At 62.9% G+C, this 17,627-nt stretch carries 16 protein-coding genes and 1 tRNA gene; 7 read left to right on the forward strand and 10 right to left on the reverse strand.

Annotated elements, in window-relative coordinates; all coding sequences use genetic code 11:
* Window positions 1-3: 3 nt before the first annotated feature.
* The 4 genes from fliF to ABFC66_RS09815 all read right to left on the reverse strand — a co-directional run bounded on the left by fliF (window position 4) and on the right by ABFC66_RS09815 (window position 4,610).
* The gene (fliF, locus tag ABFC66_RS09800; RefSeq protein WP_346740764.1) at window positions 4-1,683 is read right to left on the reverse strand and encodes a flagellar basal-body MS-ring/collar protein FliF; all 1,680 of its coding nucleotides are present in this window, start codon (window positions 1,681-1,683) and stop codon (window positions 4-6) included.
* Window positions 1,684-1,991: 308 nt separating this feature from the next.
* Window positions 1,992-2,267 carry a DUF1153 domain-containing protein gene (locus tag ABFC66_RS09805; protein WP_152215711.1) on the reverse strand — a complete coding sequence of 92 codons (276 nt, stop codon included), beginning with the start codon at window positions 2,265-2,267 and terminating at the stop codon, window positions 1,992-1,994.
* A 126-nt stretch (window positions 2,268-2,393) separates the two neighbouring features.
* Window positions 2,394-3,077 carry a flagellar hook capping FlgD N-terminal domain-containing protein gene (locus tag ABFC66_RS09810; RefSeq protein WP_346740765.1) on the reverse strand — a complete coding sequence of 228 codons (684 nt, stop codon included), beginning with the start codon at window positions 3,075-3,077 and terminating at the stop codon, window positions 2,394-2,396.
* A gap of 18 nt (window positions 3,078-3,095) precedes the next feature.
* On the reverse strand, window positions 3,096-4,610 hold the full coding sequence (locus ABFC66_RS09815; protein ID WP_346740766.1) for a flagellar hook-length control protein FliK: 1,515 nt from the start codon (window positions 4,608-4,610) through the stop codon (window positions 3,096-3,098).
* A gap of 253 nt (window positions 4,611-4,863) precedes the next feature.
* On the opposite strand from ABFC66_RS09815, the gene mnmA reads away from it, so the two are divergent.
* From mnmA to ABFC66_RS09845, 6 genes are all read left to right on the forward strand, one after another.
* Window positions 4,864-6,075 (forward strand): tRNA 2-thiouridine(34) synthase MnmA, encoded by a 1,212-nt coding sequence (mnmA, locus tag ABFC66_RS09820; protein WP_346740767.1) that lies wholly within the window; start codon window positions 4,864-4,866, stop codon window positions 6,073-6,075.
* Between the two features lie 127 nt (window positions 6,076-6,202).
* Window positions 6,203-6,889, forward strand: coding sequence for a methyltransferase domain-containing protein (locus tag ABFC66_RS09825; RefSeq protein WP_346740768.1), 687 nt, complete (start codon window positions 6,203-6,205; stop codon window positions 6,887-6,889).
* A gap of 140 nt (window positions 6,890-7,029) precedes the next feature.
* Window positions 7,030-7,106: transfer RNA gene (locus tag ABFC66_RS09830), tRNA-Met, on the forward strand.
* 185 nt (window positions 7,107-7,291) lie between these two features.
* The gene (locus ABFC66_RS09835; protein ID WP_346740769.1) at window positions 7,292-9,775 is read left to right on the forward strand and encodes an EAL domain-containing protein; all 2,484 of its coding nucleotides are present in this window, start codon (window positions 7,292-7,294) and stop codon (window positions 9,773-9,775) included.
* Window positions 9,776-9,981: 206 nt separating this feature from the next.
* Window positions 9,982-11,151 carry an acyl-CoA dehydrogenase family protein gene (locus ABFC66_RS09840; protein ID WP_346740770.1) on the forward strand — a complete coding sequence of 390 codons (1,170 nt, stop codon included), beginning with the start codon at window positions 9,982-9,984 and terminating at the stop codon, window positions 11,149-11,151.
* Between the two features lie 179 nt (window positions 11,152-11,330).
* The gene (locus ABFC66_RS09845) at window positions 11,331-11,600 is read left to right on the forward strand and encodes a hypothetical protein (protein WP_346740771.1); all 270 of its coding nucleotides are present in this window, start codon (window positions 11,331-11,333) and stop codon (window positions 11,598-11,600) included.
* 23 nt (window positions 11,601-11,623) lie between these two features.
* Here ABFC66_RS09845 and ABFC66_RS09850 read toward each other — a convergent pair whose 3' ends face one another.
* The 5 genes from ABFC66_RS09850 to ABFC66_RS09870 all read right to left on the reverse strand — a co-directional run bounded on the left by ABFC66_RS09850 (window position 11,624) and on the right by ABFC66_RS09870 (window position 15,575).
* Entirely contained in the window at window positions 11,624-12,295 is a 672-nt protein-coding gene (locus ABFC66_RS09850) for a pseudouridine synthase (RefSeq protein WP_346740772.1), read from the reverse strand.
* Window positions 12,296-12,311: 16 nt separating this feature from the next.
* Entirely contained in the window at window positions 12,312-12,548 is a 237-nt protein-coding gene (locus ABFC66_RS09855; protein WP_346740773.1) for a SlyX family protein, read from the reverse strand.
* Window positions 12,545-12,793, reverse strand: coding sequence for a GIY-YIG nuclease family protein (locus ABFC66_RS09860; protein WP_346740774.1), 249 nt, complete (start codon window positions 12,791-12,793; stop codon window positions 12,545-12,547). Before ABFC66_RS09860 ends, ABFC66_RS09855 begins: the two co-directional genes overlap by 4 nt.
* A 102-nt stretch (window positions 12,794-12,895) precedes the next feature.
* Complete coding sequence (locus tag ABFC66_RS09865) at window positions 12,896-13,975, reverse strand: FecR family protein (RefSeq protein WP_346740775.1); 1,080 nt, start codon at window positions 13,973-13,975, stop codon at window positions 12,896-12,898.
* 274 nt (window positions 13,976-14,249) lie between these two features.
* Window positions 14,250-15,575: a SpoIIE family protein phosphatase gene (locus ABFC66_RS09870; RefSeq protein ID WP_346740776.1), complete on the reverse strand. Its 1,326-nt coding sequence runs from the start codon at window positions 15,573-15,575 to the stop codon at window positions 14,250-14,252.
* Window positions 15,576-15,753: 178 nt separating this feature from the next.
* Here ABFC66_RS09870 and ABFC66_RS09875 point away from each other — a divergent pair, with 178 nt between their 5' ends.
* The gene (locus tag ABFC66_RS09875; RefSeq protein WP_346740777.1) at window positions 15,754-17,184 is read left to right on the forward strand and encodes a mechanosensitive ion channel family protein; all 1,431 of its coding nucleotides are present in this window, start codon (window positions 15,754-15,756) and stop codon (window positions 17,182-17,184) included.
* A 12-nt stretch (window positions 17,185-17,196) separates the two neighbouring features.
* On the opposite strand, the gene ABFC66_RS09880 is transcribed toward ABFC66_RS09875, so the two are convergent.
* Window positions 17,197-17,583, reverse strand: a complete 387-nt coding sequence (locus ABFC66_RS09880) for a DUF3307 domain-containing protein (protein WP_346740778.1) — start codon at window positions 17,581-17,583, stop codon at window positions 17,197-17,199.
* Between the last annotated feature and the right edge of the window lie 44 nt (window positions 17,584-17,627).

Here is a 17,627-nt window from a genome sequence, read left to right on the forward strand (position 1 = left end):
TCCTTACGCGGTTTCGTGCAGCCAGCTGCGGAGAATGGAGATGGATTCATCAGGATGGTCGGTGACGAGTTCGCCGATCTTCTTGACGGAAGAGTGCTTCACTTTTCCAGCGACCTGCGCGATGTCGATCATCGCATCGGTGCCGAGCGCTTCCTGCGTTGCGCCGTCCATCAGCGCGCGGGAGATATCGTCGCCCGAAAACATGCCGTCCGGTGCGGGCAGGGCGGCGGCGGCGCCGGCGGAAGGGCTGGCGCCGAGCGCGGGAACGACGACATGTCCGGCGTTCGCCGCAAGGCCGCCGAGCATCGGGCGGATGACAAAGAACATGGCGATGATGGCGAGGATGGCGAGCACACCGAGTTCGCCGATGCGCATGTAGTCGGCCTTGGTGAGGCCGAGGAAGGGTTCCGCAACCGGCGCCGCCGCGGGCTCCAGAGCGGCAGTTTCAGCGAACTGGAGATTGACCACTTCGACCTGATCGCCACGGGCTTCGTCGTAGCCGATGGCCGACTTCACCAGCGCCTGAATCTTTGCGATCTCCTGGTCGGAACGCGGCGCGTAGAGCTGCTTGCCGTCCGCGCCCTTCGCATAGACGCCGTCGACCAGAACGGCCACGGAGACGCGCTTCACGCGGCCCGGTTCGAGCGTCTCGGTCTTGGTCGTGCGCGAGATCTCGTAGTTGACGGTCTCCTCGTTGCGGTTCGAGGTCTGCTGCGAGGTCATCCCCTGATCCTGCGAGCCGCCGAGATTGGCGTTGGGGAGATTGTTCCCGACCGATACCGACTGCGCCTGCTTGCCGTCGGTGTTGTTGGAGGCGTCCGTGACCGTCTGCGTCGAGCGCACGACCTGACCGTTCGGATCGAAGAGATCCGAGGTCTGGGTCACGCGGTTGTAATCCATCTGCGCGGTCACTTCGACGCGCGCCTTATCCTGGCCCACGACGCGCTGAATGATGTCCTCGACATGAGTGCGAAGGCGGTTCTCATAGGCGGCGCGCTGTTCTTCCACGGTCGCGGTGATCATCGACTGGCCGTCGTCGCCCGTGCCGCTCGCGAGCAGCGTGCCGCGTTCGTCGACGATCGACACATGGCCGGGCGTCAGGCCTTCCACGGCGGCGGCGACGAGCTGCTGGATCGCCTTGACCTGCTGAACGGCGAGCGTGCCGCGCACCTTGAGAACGATCGAGGCCGAGGGGGCGCGCTTGTCATGCGAGAAAAGTTCACGCTCAGGCATGACGAGATGCACACGCACGCCCTCGATACCCTCGATCGAGCGGATCGTGCGGGAGAGTTCGCCCTCGAGAGCGCGAAGGTGATTGATGTTCTGGAGGAAATTCGTCGTGCCGAGCGCATCGGCATTGTCGAAGATTTCGTAGCCGACGGTGCCGCCGGAGGGCAGACCCTTGGACGCGAGCGCCATGCGGAGCTTCAGGACCTGGCTTTCCGGCACATAGATCATGTTGCCTTCGCCGCGAAGCTCATAAGGCACCTTCTGGGCGTCGAGCGCCTCGCCGATCTTGCCCGCGTCTTCCTGAGCGACGTCCGAGTAAAGCAGCGCCATCGGTTCGGTCGACATGCGCAGGCCGATATAGGCGAAGAAGCCGAGCAATGAGAGCGCGACGACGCCAAGCGTCGCAAGCCGTACCACTCCCAGCGATTTCAGAAGATTCGAGAATCCGCCCACGACCCACCTCAAGTGTCACCGCCCCGAAGCGCCCGCCCGTTCCTTGGACATGCGTCGATGCAAGACATCAGGTTTTCGGCAAATTCTTTGCCCCCCGAGACCCGCGCCCATTTGCCCATGCGGATCCCGATCCCGTGCCGGTAGGTAAAAATTACCGCCCATAAGCTAAACAGATGCTTAACGCGCCCGGCAAAATTTGCCGGTCAGCGGTTGCGGGGGGAGGAAAGGGGAGAACAAAACGAAAAACGCCGGCGAAGGAAACCTTCACCGGCGCGTTCGTGAGAGCGAATATGTGGCAATCCGCAGGGCTACTGCCTGTATTGCTGGACGCGCGTGGCGCGCAGTCCGGCGAGGCCGTGGCGCTCGATGGAGCGCTGCCAACTCAGAAACTCCTCGACCGTCAGCGTGTAGCGCCTGCAGGCGTCATCGAGGCTGATGAGCCCCCCGCGGACGGCGGCCACGACTTCCGCCTTGCGGCGAATGACCCATCGCTTCGTGTCCGGTGGCGGCAAATCAGCCACGGTGAGCGGGCTCCCGTCCGGCCCAATCACGTAGTTGATCTTGTGCGTGTACTGCTCGCTCATCGAACAGGTTCTCCGTGCTCGTTACTAAGAGGCACCCTATCGGAACCCGTTTAAGAAACGCCTAAGTCGCATGGTAAAAATGGGCAAAAATCAAAGGCTTAGGTGTGTCGTTGCGGGACGTTTGGATCAGGATGGGTTCAATACGGCGGTAATATTGCCGTAGTCGATCTGAGCGCCGTTGACGGTGACCTTCGGGGTGCCGTTGCTGAAGTCGACGGCTGTCACCTTTCCCGTAATCGAGGTCGAGGAGGCGACCGCGACGCCGGAGGCGTCGGCCGCGGTGAGGCTGATGTAATAGGTGCCGTCCGGCTGGGCCGCGCCCGAGCTGTCCTTGCCGTCCCAGGTAAATGTGTTGTCGCCCTCCTTGCCGGTCGTCGTGGTCGTGTAGACCGTCGTGCCGGTCGAATTGACGATGCTGATCTTGACGGCCGGGGCGTCGCTGGCGAGCTTGTAACCCCAGTTGGCCGAACCGTTGGAGAGTGCGGCGCCCGTGCCGGTGGCGGAAACCTGCTTGCCCAGAAGATTGACCGCGAAGGTCGCGTTCTGGTTGCCGACGGTCGAGATCAGCGTTTCGAGGTTCTTGTTGGCCTGAATCTGCTGTTCGACGCTCGAATATTGAACGAGCTGCGTCGTGAACTCCGACGACTTCATCGGGTTGGTGGGATCCTGGTTCTTGAGCTGCGTGGTCAGCAGCGTCAGAAACATGTTGTAGTTGCTGGACAGGGCCGAGGAGGCGGCGCCCGCCTTGCTCGTCGTGGCGGCGGCCGCAGCTGCGGCGGCCTGCGAGGCGGCGACGGATTCAACGCTCATGGTTACGCTCCTTCTCGCTCAGACGCGGATGTCGACGCCGCCCGAAGCGGACAGGTTGAGGTTGTAGATCGGGCCGCTGCTGGCTGTGGTCTCCTCGACCGGGGCGATTTCCGAACCGCTGCCGCCACCGCTATTGCCGGCTGATCCCTGCGCATTGCCGCCTGCATTCTGGTCGCGCAGCGAAAAGCTCAGGCTATCCGAATTGGCCTGAAGCCCGGCATCGGTGAGCGCCTGCTGCAGGGCGCGCTGGTCGCGCTGGAGCAGATCGAGCGTCTGCGCGCTCTCGACGGTCAGATGCGCGGCGACGTGCCCGTCGCGCTGGACCTCCATCCGCACATCGATACGGCCGAGTTCCGGCGGGTCGAGGCGAATGTCGAAGCGGTTGATGCCCTTCTGCACATTGCGGGCGATCTGAAGGGCAATGGCCATGGACGGCACGATGCTGGGCGTGGTCTGGCCCGGCAGCGTGCCGATGCGGATCGTCGCGTTGCTGGCGTTGGACTGTTGCGGGGTGTTCGCGCCCTGAACATCGGAGAGCTGCGCGGCGAGCGCCCCGCTGGTGGCGGAGATTGGCTGCGTGCCGGCGTTGTCTGAACCCGTATTCGTGGCGGCCGTCATGTTTGGGGCGGCCGGTGCCGCGGCGACGGCCTGGGGGTTGGTCGCCTGTGCGGGCGCCGGCTGTGCGCCTTGCGCGGCTGCCTGACGGTCGGCGGATTTGTCGGCCATCGAGGCGGCGGCCTGATGGCCCAGACCTTCGAGCTTGGATTTGACGGCGAGGTCTGTCTCGCTGCCGGTCGCGCCTGCGTCTCCGCTCGCATCCGGCTGCGCGTCGCCCATGGCGGACTGCGCGGCGGCCTCCGCGAGCGTGCTGTGCTCGGGAGCCGCTGGCTGCTGCGTGGTCGCCGCATTCGACGCGGCGGCGGCGACTTCTGTCGATACCGGCGCCGCATTCGAGGCAGGGGTCTGCCTCAGGGGTGCAGGTTGCGCCATGAGAAGAGCGGCGAGGGAAGTGTCATTGGCCTGGTCTGGAGCCTTGTTCTTTTCCTCGGCCTCGTCGTCATGCGGTTTCGCTTCCTTGCCCGCCTCGCCGGTGCTGGCAGCCCGTGCGTCGGCAAGCCCGGCTTCGATGGCGGTAGTCGTCGTTTCCGCGTCCGATGCCGTGGGAGTTGCAGCCTCTGTGCCGGCCGTTGCGGCGGCGTTTGCATCCGCGGCGGCCGCTTCGTCGGCGGTCGTCGAGGCTGTGGTGGGCGTAACGGTCGCGTCGGCCGAGGCAGTCGAGGCGGTGGCCGGGTTTGCGTCCTCGCCCGCGTTCGAGGGCGACCGGCTGTCCTGCGCCGAGGCCTTGGCCGTGTCGGCGCTGTCGCGTTGGCGCTGGTCGTCCCGCCGCTCCGCGGCGCGCGCCGCCGGTGTGTCCGTCGCATCGAGATGCTGCTCGAAAGCGCCCGAATTGTCGTTCGTACGGGAGGCCGCAGGTATCAGCGTGGCTGGATCGACCTGTGCGATACGAAGATTGATGGCAGACGGCAGACCCATGGCGCCTCGCTACAAAAGAATTTTTCTCCGCGCCTCTGGTAGCAAGGGGTAGGCCACAATAAATATCTTTGAAAATCAGTGAGTTGGGCCCTCCCGGCATCCTCCGCCGGGGGCTCGTTTCTGCCGCTGCGGCAGTTTTTGCCGGGGCTCGAGCGGAAGACGGGGCGCCCTTGCCCTTCTGGGCGGGGCTCCTATGATGCCGCCTCTTTATAGACGCCCCTGTTTGGATGAGTTCTGGCGGCAAGACGAAACCATGCGCAAGCCCTTCGACGAAACGACCGGCCTGAACAGCCTCGACCTCCCGGGACGGCCCGAGGAGACGAGGGTGGTCGTCGCCATGTCGGGCGGCGTGGATTCGTCGGTGACGGCCGCGCTGCTCAAGGAGCAGGGCTACGACGTCGTCGGCATCACGCTCCAGCTCTACGATCATGGCGAGGCGGTGAAGCGCAAGGGCGCCTGCTGCGCCGGTCAGGACATTCACGACGCGCGCCGTGTGGCGGAGTTGATCGGCATTCCGCATTACGTGCTCGACTATGAAGAGCGTTTCCGCCGCTCGGTGATGGAGGATTTCGCCTCCTCCTATGCGGCGGGCGAGACGCCCATTCCCTGTGTCCGCTGCAACGAGCGCGTGAAGTTCCGCGACATGCTCGAAACGGCCCGCGATCTCGGTGCGGCGGCGCTCGCCACCGGTCACTATATTACGAGCCGGCAGGGGCCGAATGGCCGCGAGCTCCATCGACCGGCCGATCTGGACCGCGACCAGAGTTATTTCCTCTTTACGACCACGCGCGAACAGCTTGAATTCCTGCGCTTCCCGCTGGGCGATCTGACGAAGCCGGAGACTCGCGCGCTGGCGGAGCGCATGTCGCTGCCCGTCGCGCAGAAGCCCGACAGCCAGGACATCTGCTTCGTCCCGGCAGGGCGCTACACGACCATCATCGAGCGGCTGAAGCCCGGTTCGGGCGAAGAGGGCGACATCGTCGATCTCGAAGGACGCGTGCTCGGCCGCCACAAGGGCATCATCAACTACACGATCGGCCAGCGGCGGGGCCTCGGCCTTGGCGCGAGTGAGCCGGAGGCGCAGCCGCTTTTCGTGGTGAAGCTCGACCCCGCGCGGCGGCAGGTCATTGTCGGCCCGAAATCGGCGCTGGAGACGAAGCGGCTGATCCTGCGCGAGGTGAACTGGCTGGGCGACGGCGCATTCGAGGCGCTCCCGGCCGAGGGCATCGACATTATGGTGCGGGTACGTTCGAGCGGCGGCACGGCGCCGGCACGCCTGCGACCGCTGGCGAAGGGTGCCGAAGTCATCTTTGCCGAGGGGCAGGATGGCGTGGCGCCCGGCCAGGCCTGCGTCTTCTATGATTCTGTTGAGCCGAGCCGTGTTCTGGGCGGCGGCTTTATTGCCGAAGCGCTGCGGCAGGGCGCCGAGCCGGGGGGCGACGCCCGCGTCATGGCCGCGCAGTGAGGGGAATGCGGGGCCTTCCGCCCTCATCGACCGCAATTCGGCCCCAATCGAGCGGAATAAAACTCTTGCGACACATAGCTTTGCGACCCCAAATTAGGGGCGACGAACAGAAGGTGGGGATTTCAAGTTGAACGGCATTGCCCGCATCGACGAACAGTCGGTCCTGAAGGCCTATGCGCGCTGGGCGCCGGTTTACGATTGGTCGTTTGGAGCAATCGCGGATTTCGGACGCAAACGCGCCATCAACGCCATCAATCAGCGTGAAGGCAAGCTGCTCGAAGTGGGTGTCGGTACTGGCGCCGCTCTGCCGAACTATGCGCCCCATCTCACCATCACGGGCATCGACCTTTCGCCGGACATGCTGCGCAAGGCGCGCAACCGCGTTCGCCAGCGCAAGCTGAAGAACATTGCCGGTCTCTACGAAATGGACGCGTCGGAGCTGCGGTTCGACGATGAATCCTTCGATACGGTTGTCGCCATGTATGTGATGACGGTGGTGCCCGACCCGGTGAAGGTGCTGGCGGAGCTTGAGCGCGTCTGCAAGCCGGGCGGCGAGGTCGTCATCGTCAATCATTTCGCCCAGGATCACGGCATTCGCGGCATGGTCGAGCGCTGGATGACGCCTGCGGCACGGGCTCTCGGCTGGCATCCCGATTTTCGCATCGAGACCATCACCCATATGACCAAGCTCGATCTCATCGAGACGCGGTTGCTGCAGCCGATGGGCCTTTTCACCATGCTGCGCTTCAGAAAGCCGGCCCCGGGTGAAAAGACCTGCGCCTCGACGGGCGAGGGCGCCTGCTGCTGCGGCTGAATCCGGCCTTTTTCGTAATGTTTTTGCGCTGCGGCCGGCGGCCTGCTTGACAGGCTTTCCGCTGGCACCTTATATCCGGGTCTCTTTCGAGGCGGGCCCAACAGGCCCATGCCCCGGCCCCCAAAAGGGGCCAATCTTGGGGCGGAGTAGCTCAGCTGGCTAGAGCAGCGGAATCATAATCCGCGTGTCGGGGGTTCGAGTCCCTCCTCCGCTACCAAAAAATCCCCAGGTCTGTAAGAATTCGCCGAGGTTGCGTTGCGTGCTCGGTTGCGGGGCTTTTCCATCTAAGCCACTCACACGGCGTTGACCGGCATCGAAGAGCTGGTGCGGCGAGGCATGGCCGGCCCTGTAGCGTCGATCACACCTTCCAGTTCCGTCGATCTGCAAAGACGAGGTCGGACAATGCCGCGAACAGTCAAGGTGCCGCCGGAGTTCGAGGCAATCTTCGAGAGGGCGGAAGAGCAGTTCAGCCGATTTTTTCAGAATTGGCGAAGAGACCCGACCAAAGGCACCGTTGAGGTGTCGGGGGAGAGGTTTGTGCTCGTTCGGGGGGCCGCGCTTTCCATCGAATTCTTCGACTTCATAAGGCGTCTCTTCGGACAGTCGGAGAGAGAGGCCGTCAGCATGGCGAGTCAGGTGCTGTTCGATCTTGCGCACGCACTTGGCAAGGCAGACGCCGAGCATTTTCACCGAATGATGGGCCTGACCGACCCGCTCAGCAAACTTTCCGCCGGCCCTGTGTACTTCGCCAATGCAGGCTGGGCCTTCGTCGACTTGCATGAGCAATCGAACCCGACTCCTGACGAGAACTTCTACCTGCTCCACGACCATCCTTATTCCTTCGAGGCCGACGCCTGGATTCGCGCCGGCAGGCGCAGCGACTTCGCCGTGTGCCACATGAACGCCGGCTACTCCTCGGGATGGTGCGAAGAAAGTTTCGGGCTGCCATTGGTCACGACCGAAATTTCATGCCGGGCAAAGGGCGACGATATGTGTCGCTTCATCATGGCTCCGCCTCACAGGATCGACGGGCATGTTGAGCGATATCTCGGCCATCCACTCAACGGAACGAAGAAGATTCCCAGCGAGGACGTCTGGAAGTCGTTCAAGCGGGATTGGGCCAGGGAGGCGCTGCTCGAAAGGAAGATGCGTGATGAGGAATGGGCCTATCACAGCCTGTTCGAGATTCTCCCCGACGCGATCGTCACATGGGACGGGAATGGAGTTATCCAGACAGCCAACGCCTCTGCGGCGACGTTACTTGGCTATGAGAGGCCCGAGGATCTGATCGGCAGATCCTGGAATGACTTCGTGGTGCCGGAAGACCGTCAGGCTCCTGAAACACGTCTACAGATGTCTCAAGAACCGGGAGGAATCTCGGAATCCGAGTTCAGGATGCAGCGCAAGGATGGGAGCCGCCTCTATGTGCGCGGCCGAGCGGTTGTGGCCTTCGACAATGAAGGTCATCAGCTGCAAACCATCGCTATCGCCCGGGACATCAGCGACGACAAGGAAGCAGAAGAAATACTGCGCGAACGCACACTTCACGACCAACTTTCGGGGCTGCCCAATCGGCCGGCCTTTGTTGAGCGTCTGCATCAGGCATTTGCTTCAAGCAGACGCGGCGCGAGCGCGTTTGCGGTCATCTATCTCGATCTCGACAGATTCAAGGAGGTGAACGACACGCTCGGTCACGCGGTCGGCGATCGGCTGTTGCAAGCGGTCGCGGCGCGTCTCAAGAGCGGGGTACGTATGACCGACATTGCGGCCAGGTTCGGCGGTGATGAATTCGCGGTCCTCCAGACGGGTTTGCGCGATCCAGCCGATGCCGGTGTGTTGGCCGCGAAATTGCTGAAATCGATTGCGGCGCCTTATCACATCGATGGCAATGAAATTCAGCTCACGGCAAGTGCGGGCGTCTCGTTTTACGATGCGGAAATTTTCGATCCCGACGCGCTTCTCGCGCAGGCTGATCTGGCGCTCTATCGCGCCAAGGAGGACGGGCGTGATCGATATCGCTTTCATTCGTCCGAACTTGATCAGGAAGTGCATGAACGCGTCGAGCTGAGCAACGAACTGCGCGCCGCGCTCACAAATGGCGAGATGGTTCTGCATTATCAGCCGCAGGTCGAACTGACGTCCGGCCGTATCGTGGGGGTGGAAGCACTGGTTCGATGGGCTCACCCGCAGCGTGGCCTGCTGATGCCGGAGACATTTCTTCACATCGCCGAAAGAACGGGAAACATCGTTGCTCTGGGGCGCTGGGTTCTCGAGCGCGCCTGTCGGCAGATCAAGGAGTGGCGAAATCAGGGGCTCACACCTCCGCTTCTCGCGGTCAATGTTTCCGCTATCGAGGTGAATGGTCATCCGGACTACGAGCGTTTCATGATGGAGACCTTCAGGAGGTGGGACATCGTACCCGGCGACGTCGAGCTTGAGTTCACCGAGCCCATGCTGATGCAGATCACGCGCGCCAACAGCGAGATGCTGGAGCACATCAACGATCTGGGGCCAAGCATCGCGATCGACGACTTCGGAATGGGCTACTCTTCGCTTTCCTGTCTGAGCGCCTATCCGATCAAGCGGCTCAAAATCGCTCAACAGTTCGTCCTGAGCATACCGGAGAGTGAGAGGGATATGCTCATCACCAAGGCGACCTTGAGTCTTGCCAAGACCCTTGGCGTCGACGTGGTGGCCGAGGGCGTTCAGACGAAGGCTCAGCTCGATTTTCTTGTTTCCGCCGGGTGCACGGTCGGGCAGGGTTTTTACTTCAGCGAGCCGGTCAGCGCCGAGCGCATGGCCGATTTTCTGCATCGGGGATTCATTGAACCGGTCGCAGGCGATAAGCGGTCTTTCATGCCGGGCGATGCCGGCATTCATGGCTAAAGAGCCGCAGCATCGAATGTTTTTTTGCGTGATGCCTGGCCGCCTGACGCTGCGGAAACGTGGACACTGCGGAGGCAATCCTGCTTTCGCCTCGTGACGAAAATGGAGCGCCATTCGCAGGAATGGTTATGATGCTCGCCGTGCCGCGGGGGTGCGGCGTCCGGCAGACGACCCTCGCTCATTGAACTTCACGTAGCGGAGGCGTCTTGGATTTCTCTCTTTCCCCCGAACTCGTCGAATTGCGCGAACGCATGCGCAGCTTCATCGCCGAGAAGATCATTCCCTTCGAGCGCGATCCCCGCGTGACCTCGCACGGGCCCAACGAAGACCTGCGGCGCGAACTCGTATCTCTGGCGAAACAGGCCGGCCTGCTGACGCCCCATGCCTCGAAGGAGATGGGCGGACTTGGCCTCAGCCATATCGCGAAGTCGGTCGTCTTCGAGGAGGCCGGCTATTCCACGCTCGGGCCGACGGCGCTGAACATTCACGCGCCGGACGAAGGCAATATTCACCTCATGGAAGAGGTGGCGACGCCCGCGCAAAAGGACCGCTGGCTGCGTCCGCAAGTCGAAGGCCGCATCCGTTCCTGCTTCGCCATGACGGAGCCTTCGCCGGGCGCGGGTTCGGATCCCTCGATGCTCTCGACCGTCGCCGTGAAGCAGGGCGCCGACTATGTGCTCAATGGCACCAAGTGGTTCATCACGGGCGCCGATGGTGCTTCTTACGCGATCATCATGGCGCGCATGGAAGACGGCTCGGCGACCATGTTCCTGACCGACATGGACAAGCCCGGCATTCGCCTCGAACGCAATATGGATGCGATGGATGCCTGCTTTACCGGCGGCCACGGCGTTCTGCGTTTCGAGAACCTCCGCATTCCGCAGGAAGATGTGCTCGGCGAGATCGGCAAGGGCTTCCGCTATGCGCAGATCCGGCTTGCGCCTGCGCGCCTCACGCATTGCATGCGCTGGCTTGGCCAGGCGCGCCGCGCACATGATGTCGCTGTTGCTTATGCGGCGAAGCGTCAGGCTTTCGGCAAGCCGCTTGCCGAACATGAGGGCGTCGGCTTCATGCTTGCCGACAACGACATGGACCTGCAGACCGCGCGGCTTCATATCTGGCACACGGCCTGGCTTCTCGACCGTGGCGAGAAGGGCAATTATGAGTCGAGCCGCGCCAAGGTCGTTTGCTCGGAAGCCTCGTGGCGCGTCGTCGATCGCGCCGTGCAGGTGCTCGGCGGGCAGGGTGTCACGACTGAGACCATCGTGATGCGCATCTTCATGGATATGCGTGCCTTCCGCATTTATGACGGCCCGAGCGAGGTGCATCGCTGGAGCATGGCGCGAAAGCTTGTCGAGCAGTCGCACCGCAAATGAGCCTGTTGCGCATCGGCGGACTCAGGATCGCCGATGCGCAGCACCCCGGTTTCCGTCGCAAGAATTAACCATCAGAAGCGGCATATTCCTTGCGGCTCATCTGGCGAATTTGACTTCATCGGCCTGGATATGTCTCTTTTTGGGCCGATTGGGGCGTAGCCTGTCACGGGGTGAGACGGATGAAGATCGTTCTTTCGAGGCGTTGGTATTTTCTGGGTGGCACTCTGTCCATCGTCGCGGCAGGGATCGCTTATGCGTTCCTGACGGCGACGCCCGCATTGGCCTGTTCGTCGGGCGGTGGTTCTGGCGGTGGTTCAAACGCCAACTGGAACTGGAATTTCAACTCGAACCGCAATTCGAACTGGAACTCCAATTCCAACTCGAACTCCAACGGCAACAGCAATTCGAATTCGAACTCCAACTCGATCGAGCTGCGTATCGGCGCCTGACGCGCCGTTTCGCGCGGCCGGTGTCAGAATGGGCAGGGCGCCGTGAAGGCGCAGTCGCGGCCCTGCGAGGGATGGCGGAAGCTCAGATATTCAGCGTGGAGCTGCAGCCGGTCCGCGGCGGCGAAGGCCGCCTCATGAGCGTAGAAATTGTCGCCCAGAATGGGGTGACCAAGGCTCAGCATATGAACGCGAAGCTGATGGGAACGGCCCGTCGCCGGATATAGCGCGACGCGCGTCGCCGATGCTTCGCGCTCGATGACTTTCCAATCCGTCTGCGCGGGCCGTCCATTCTCTCGGTCGACCATCTGCTTCGGGCGGTTCGGCCAGTCGCAGGCGATGGGCAGGTCGATATGGCCGCTGTCTTCCGACATGCGGCCCCAGACGCGCGCGACATAGACCTTGCGCGTTTGCCGCAACTCGAACTGCTGGCTCAGATGCGCATGCGCCTTGCGGTTCAATCCCATCACCACGACGCCCGACGTATCCTTGTCGAGACGGTGCACGGTCATCGCAGCCGGAAACGCCGCTTGCGCGCGTGCTTCCAGGCAGTCGGCATGTTCCACCGGCTTGCCGGGCACGTGCAGAAGCCCGCTCGGCTTCGAGAGCACGAGGATGTCGTCGTCGCGGTAGAGCACCTCGAGATAGGGCTCCATCGGCGGCGCGTAATGAAAAGGTTTCGGCGGACCGAACGACATGGGCGGAGGCTCGAAATCAATAATGGGGCGGCGGAGGCTCGACGGGGGCGGGGCTGTCGGTTCGCTCTTCAACGGCTTCGAGCCGGACCCCGAGGGCGGCGAGCTTGCGCGTCAGCCGCTCGATCTCGTTCCATTGATCGTTTGCGACTTTCTGAAGGTCTTCGATCATCTGCTCCTGATGAGCGGCGTGGATTTCGAGCTTATCGAGGCGCGTGCGCAAAAGCTCCATCTCTGACATCGGATTTCCTTTCATGCCTCGGCAAGCTTGCGCTTTTCCGCGGGCGACAGCCGCTTCAGCGCGTGTTCCGCTTTCGATGCCTCGGAGCGGTTCGGGAAGCTTTGAACAAGCACGACGCGGCTCGGCGGAAAGCTGCGCGTGAATTTCGCGCCGCGTCCCTCGGCATGCGCCTTGTAGCGCGCTTCGACATCGATAGCGATGCCGGTATAGAGGCGCCCGCCCGCGCATTCCAGCATGTAGAGATACCAGGTCTTTGACATGGGGTGGGAGCATAGCGCCGAAGACGGCTCTGGCGAAGGCGCTCTCAAAGGCAAAAGGCCCCGGCTTTCACCGGGGCCTTGCTTGCAGGTCAGCCTCTGCCGCTAATTCGGGCTCTGCGTGTCCTGCTGGTTCTGCTGGTTCTGGAGGAGATTGTCTCCGCCTGGCTGAATGCCATTCGTGGGTTCCGCCTTGTAGGCATTTTGCAGGGCGGGATCGTTGGAGCCCTCCACGGCACCGGCGATCGCGCCCGCGGTCGTCGGGTCGGTCTTGCCGATCACATCTGCCGCCTGGGCGAGGCCCTTGCCAGTTCCGCCCTTGAGATCGTCGTTGAGATATTTGGCGCCGTTGATGATATCGCCCGCGGTCGAGGCCTGATCGACGGCACCCTGCACATAGTCGCTCACGGCTTGCGCGAGGTCCGCGGCGCTGACGCCAGCCTCAGAGACGCCCGCCGCAATGTCCTGCAGGTTCTGAGCGGTGGCCGCGTCGCCGACGGCGCCGATGGCGGCGAGAAGCTGCGCGGCAGTCCGGGCCGGATCTTCGGAACCCTTTATGAGCTGAGCCACGGCGTCCTTCAGCGAAGCGGCCTGGGTCGTCGCGGTGCCATCGGGCCCGATAAGCACGAGGTTGCCGACAGCCTCCATCGCGGCAGTCTTGCCGTCAGAGCCGGTGACCATCGCCTTGCCTTCGGAAAGGATGACGGCGAGGCCCTGATCGGTTGCCACGATGTTGAGAATGGTACCGCGCACGCCGATGCTCGCCACCGCCGTATTGATCTTGTAGGCGGACTTGTCCTGGTTGCCCGTCACGAAGCGCAACGCACCCTTGGCGACCGTGATGGCCACGGTGCCGGCCGTGCGGTTCGGGTCGTAGACGAACTTGTCGATCTTCACTTCGGAGCCCGGGGCGACCTTGAGGCTCGTCTCGTCGAGGAACTTGAGCTCGGCCGAACCCGTCTTGCCGGTGCGCACCACGTCGTTCTGGAACACAGCGCCGCCTGACAGAAGCGCACGGACCGAGCCCGTCGTCGAGGATTGCTGCACATCGTTTCGGATGGTGGCGGCTATGCCTGCCTTGGCTGGAGCATCGGCAAGGGCGGGCTGAGCGACAAGGGCGCCTGCGATCAACGAAAGGGCTGCAAGGAATTTGCGAAGCCCGCTATCTGCAAACGAAGACGTCATGCGCTGTCCTCTGAGGAAGGTTAAATCAACTCGCGCACTTGCGTCGCCGCACCGGTCGGTAAAGGCGGTTGCGCAACCTTGGCATCAGCCTATGCCAAGAGGAAAACATTTTCATCACTTTCAGCATAGTGAAATACGATATTCACTGCGGCAAGGCCAGAATGGCCGCAGGCGCGGCACCCGTCCCGGTGCGGAACAATGGGCACACGGATTTATCGCTGCCAACGATGATGCAACCGACCGCCACGCAAGGTTGTGCGCGATGAGGGTGGCGCTAGTCGGCGGGAAGATAATGCAGGCTGAGGCAGGTGATGTCGTCGAACTGAGGCGCATCGCCGGCGAATTCATCGACGGCGGCAATGATGCTGTCGATGGCCTGGCGTCCGGGCAGGCCTACGGCCCGCTTCACCGTTTCCTCCAGGCGATCGTCGCCGAATAAAGCCTTTTCGGCGTTATGCGCTTCGGTGATCCCATCCGAGTAGAGGAAGAGCCTGTCTCCGGGCCGCAGCCTGATCGTGCGGCTTGAGTAGGGCGCCTCATCGAACATGGCCAGGGCAATGCCGGTATTCGTGAGCATCTCGAGCCCGCCCTCGCCACGCACGAGCAGCGGCGGGTTGTGCCCGCAATTGCAGTAGGTGAATTCGCCGGTCTCGAGATCGAGGATGCCGTAGAAGAGGGTGGCGAACATCGAGGACACATTGTCGGCGCAGAGCAGAAGATTGGCTCGCGCCAGGGCAGCGGCGAGATCCGCCTCCTGCCGCACGACAAGCCGCGTCACCGTCTGCGTTATGGCCATGAAGAGCGAGGCCGGCACGCCCTTGCCGCACACGTCGCCAACGGAAATGCCGACCCGCCGGTCGTCCAGCCTCAGGACATCGTAGAAATCGCCACCCACCTCGCGGGCCGGGCGCATTTCGGCGTGAATGTCCGCCTTGCCGGCAAACTCCTCCAGCGCCGTATGGTGAGGCAGCATGGCGCGCTGGATGATGGAGGCGCTGGCCATCTCGTCGTGTTGCCGGCGGCGCAGGATGATCTGTTCGGCCATGCGCCGGAAGGTTTGCGCGAAGTCGACGAGTTCGGGCACAGGGTTCAGCAGCGTGTCGAGGATGGCGGGATCGAAATCATGCCTTTCGAGAGCCGCGAGCGCGTTGGTATAGAAGCCGACCGCCTTGTTGACGGCGCCAAGACGCTGGCCGAGCTGTCCGATCACGGAAATGAGCAATCCGGGATGGTCGCGGCCCGCCTGAAGCAGGCTGTCGCGTCCGATGCGCAGGACGCTCACGGGGCCCCCGGCACGAAGCGTCGCGGTGCGGGGGAGATCGGCCAGAACGCCGATGTCGCCGATCAGGCTGCGGGCCGGGAGCCGCGCGAGGGGCACGGCGCCGAAGCTGCTCTCGGCTATGACCTCGACCTCGCCGTCGAGCACAAAGAAAGCCGCGTCGCTCGCGTCGCCCTGGCGCACCAGAATCTCATCCGGCGTGAAGCTGGCGACCGAACTGCTTTGGATCAGCCGTTCAAGCGCCGGCTCGTCGAACTCCGCAAAGGCGCGGTGTTGCCGGAGCATCTGCTGGAGCGATGTCGGATTTCGGTCGTGGGGCATTCTGCTGTGGCCTGGGAACTCTGTCGTCATTTGGCGGGGGAGCGGCCGTTGCGTCTTAGCTGCGTCCGTTCCCGAACGATTGTCAATGGCCGCCCCTGCGCTTTAGGCTATATGACAACCGCTACCCCTGCATGACAATGACGCCGGGGAATTGCAGGGCGGGAGGGGTGATATTTCCATGATTGTGACTTTTGCCATTGTCGCGGCCAGCCTGGCGCTCCTGCGCTTCTGGGCGCTCGGCTGGTTCCTGGCGGTCCTGCCTGAGTCCCTGGAGGTGTTTGCCGTCGACGCGCTCGGCATCTTGCTTGCGCTCGCTGTTTCACTCCTCGTCGACCGCCTGTTTCGCTATTTCTACTGGAACCGGATTTTCCGCCGCAAGAAGGGGCGCAAGGCGCCCGCGCTCGTCCGCGATCTGGTGACTGCCGTTTTCCTGGCGATCGGCCTTTCAACGGGTCTTTATCTGGAAGTCGGTGTGGCTGCGTCCGGCATCGCCGCCGCGTCCGGCGCGACGGCTGTCATTCTGGGCTTCGCCCTTCAGACGATGATCCAGGATCTCTTCGGCGGCCTCTCGATCAATCTGGATCGCTCCTATGCCATCGGCGATTGGATCACGGTTCATGCGGCGGATCTCGGGGCGGCGGATTATGGCCGTGTCGAAGGTATCACCTGGCGCACCACCTTTATCCGTATGAACGACGGACGCCGGCTGATCATTCCGAACCGCCTGGTGACGTCCAACCCGATCACCAATCATAGCCGGCCGGACGGCGCCAAGCGTCTCTCGGTGGAAGTCTGCCTCGATATACGTGTACCCTCGGAGCAGGTCGTCAACATTCTCATGGGCGAAGCCGTCAAGGCGGTGCGGGGGCGGGGCCTGAGCCAGCATCCGGCCCCTTCGGTCCTCGTCGACCGGATCGAACAGGATTCCGTCTATTACGCGGTGCGGTTCTATTTTTATCCGGATCGCATCAGCCCGGATGAGGCGCGGTCGGTCGTGCTTCGCGCTGCACAGGATGCGGTCCGCAAGACGGCGCTGCCGACGCCGGTCCAGCAGGTTGAATTGACCCAGCCGCCCGTGACGGAAATTCCCTTTGCCCAGGAGGCTCGGCTGGCGATCGGGCGGGTGCCTCTTTTCGCGCGCGCGCTCAGCGCCGAGCAGCAGGGTGACATCGCCGCGCGGTGCAAGCTCGTAATCCTGCCCGAGGGGGGCACGCTGATCCGCCAGAACGACGTTGGGGGCTCGATGTTCGTGATCCTCGACGGCGCGGCGGATGTAACCGTCAAGGGAATCGATGGGGGGGAGCAGCAGGTCAACGTGCTGGCTCTCGACGACATCGTCGGTGAGATGTCGCTCCTCACAGGCGCGCCGCGCACGGCGACCGTGAGGGCGGCGACGCGCTTGCGCGTGCTCGAAATCACGAAGGAAGCAATCGAGGCGCTTCTGCCGAATGCGCCGGAGATGCTCGCTCAATTCAGCGAGATTCTTGCCGAGCGGCAGGTGCAGCTTGCCGAGGCGTCGAACAGGACCGTTCACAAGAAGGCCGTCGAGCAGGACCTTCTGTCGAAGATGCGTGACTTCTTCGTTCGCAGCTTTGGCGCCGGCGCCTGAACCGTCCGACGCTTAGCCCCGCGTAAGCAGGACTATGAGCATGCCCGTGTAGGTGAGGTTGTGGATCAGCTGATCCAGGCCAAAGATGTGCCAGAAGGTGGCGTCCTTGTTGGTCAATCCATTGACGCGAACCACGCGCTCCTTCAGCCAGTCCATGTGGTAGTGAATGACGAATTCGGCGACCACGAGGCCCATGACCAGCGTGGCCGAGGGACCGAACAGGAAGATGGCCGGGAGCGAGCCCGCCGCATGCAGGCCGGCATGCAGGATGCCGCCCGGATGCGCATAGGTGCCCTTGTTCTTCAACTGGTAGTTCGTCTGGAAGACGAAATCGAAAAGAAAGTGCTTCAGCTGAAAGAGGACGAGTCCGCCCAGAAGCGTCAGTAGCGGAGAACTCATCTTGCACCCTCTTTGGTGGTTGGACTCACATGCACAGCCGCAGG

The sequence above is a fragment of the Parvibaculum sp. genome (assembly GCF_039680535.1).
Taxonomy (GTDB): Bacteria; Pseudomonadota; Alphaproteobacteria; order Parvibaculales; family Parvibaculaceae; genus Parvibaculum.

What these genes read in the sequence shown, in the direction of transcription:
- ABFC66_RS09805 (WP_152215711.1), bottom strand. Translation starts at nt 2,267, where the DNA reads ATGAGCGAGCAGTACACGCACAAGATCAACTACGTGATTGGGCCGGAC.
- ABFC66_RS09865 (WP_346740775.1), bottom strand. Translation starts at nt 13,975, where the DNA reads ATGACGTCTTCGTTTGCAGATAGCGGGCTTCGCAAATTCCTTGCAGCC.
- ABFC66_RS09855 (WP_346740773.1), bottom strand. Translation starts at nt 12,548, where the DNA reads ATGAAAGGAAATCCGATGTCAGAGATGGAGCTTTTGCGCACGCGCCTC.
- ABFC66_RS09875 (WP_346740777.1), top strand. Translation starts at nt 15,754, where the DNA reads ATGATTGTGACTTTTGCCATTGTCGCGGCCAGCCTGGCGCTCCTGCGC.
- mnmA (WP_346740767.1), top strand. Translation starts at nt 4,864, where the DNA reads ATGCGCAAGCCCTTCGACGAAACGACCGGCCTGAACAGCCTCGACCTC.
- ABFC66_RS09860 (WP_346740774.1), bottom strand. Translation starts at nt 12,793, where the DNA reads ATGTCAAAGACCTGGTATCTCTACATGCTGGAATGCGCGGGCGGGCGC.
- ABFC66_RS09870 (WP_346740776.1), bottom strand. Translation starts at nt 15,575, where the DNA reads ATGCCCCACGACCGAAATCCGACATCGCTCCAGCAGATGCTCCGGCAA.
- ABFC66_RS09835 (WP_346740769.1), top strand. Translation starts at nt 7,292, where the DNA reads ATGCCGCGAACAGTCAAGGTGCCGCCGGAGTTCGAGGCAATCTTCGAG.
- ABFC66_RS09845 (WP_346740771.1), top strand. Translation starts at nt 11,331, where the DNA reads ATGAAGATCGTTCTTTCGAGGCGTTGGTATTTTCTGGGTGGCACTCTG.
- ABFC66_RS09880 (WP_346740778.1), bottom strand. Translation starts at nt 17,583, where the DNA reads ATGAGTTCTCCGCTACTGACGCTTCTGGGCGGACTCGTCCTCTTTCAG.
- ABFC66_RS09815 (WP_346740766.1), bottom strand. Translation starts at nt 4,610, where the DNA reads ATGGGTCTGCCGTCTGCCATCAATCTTCGTATCGCACAGGTCGATCCA.
- ABFC66_RS09810 (WP_346740765.1), bottom strand. Translation starts at nt 3,077, where the DNA reads ATGAGCGTTGAATCCGTCGCCGCCTCGCAGGCCGCCGCAGCTGCGGCC.
- ABFC66_RS09850 (WP_346740772.1), bottom strand. Translation starts at nt 12,295, where the DNA reads ATGTCGTTCGGTCCGCCGAAACCTTTTCATTACGCGCCGCCGATGGAG.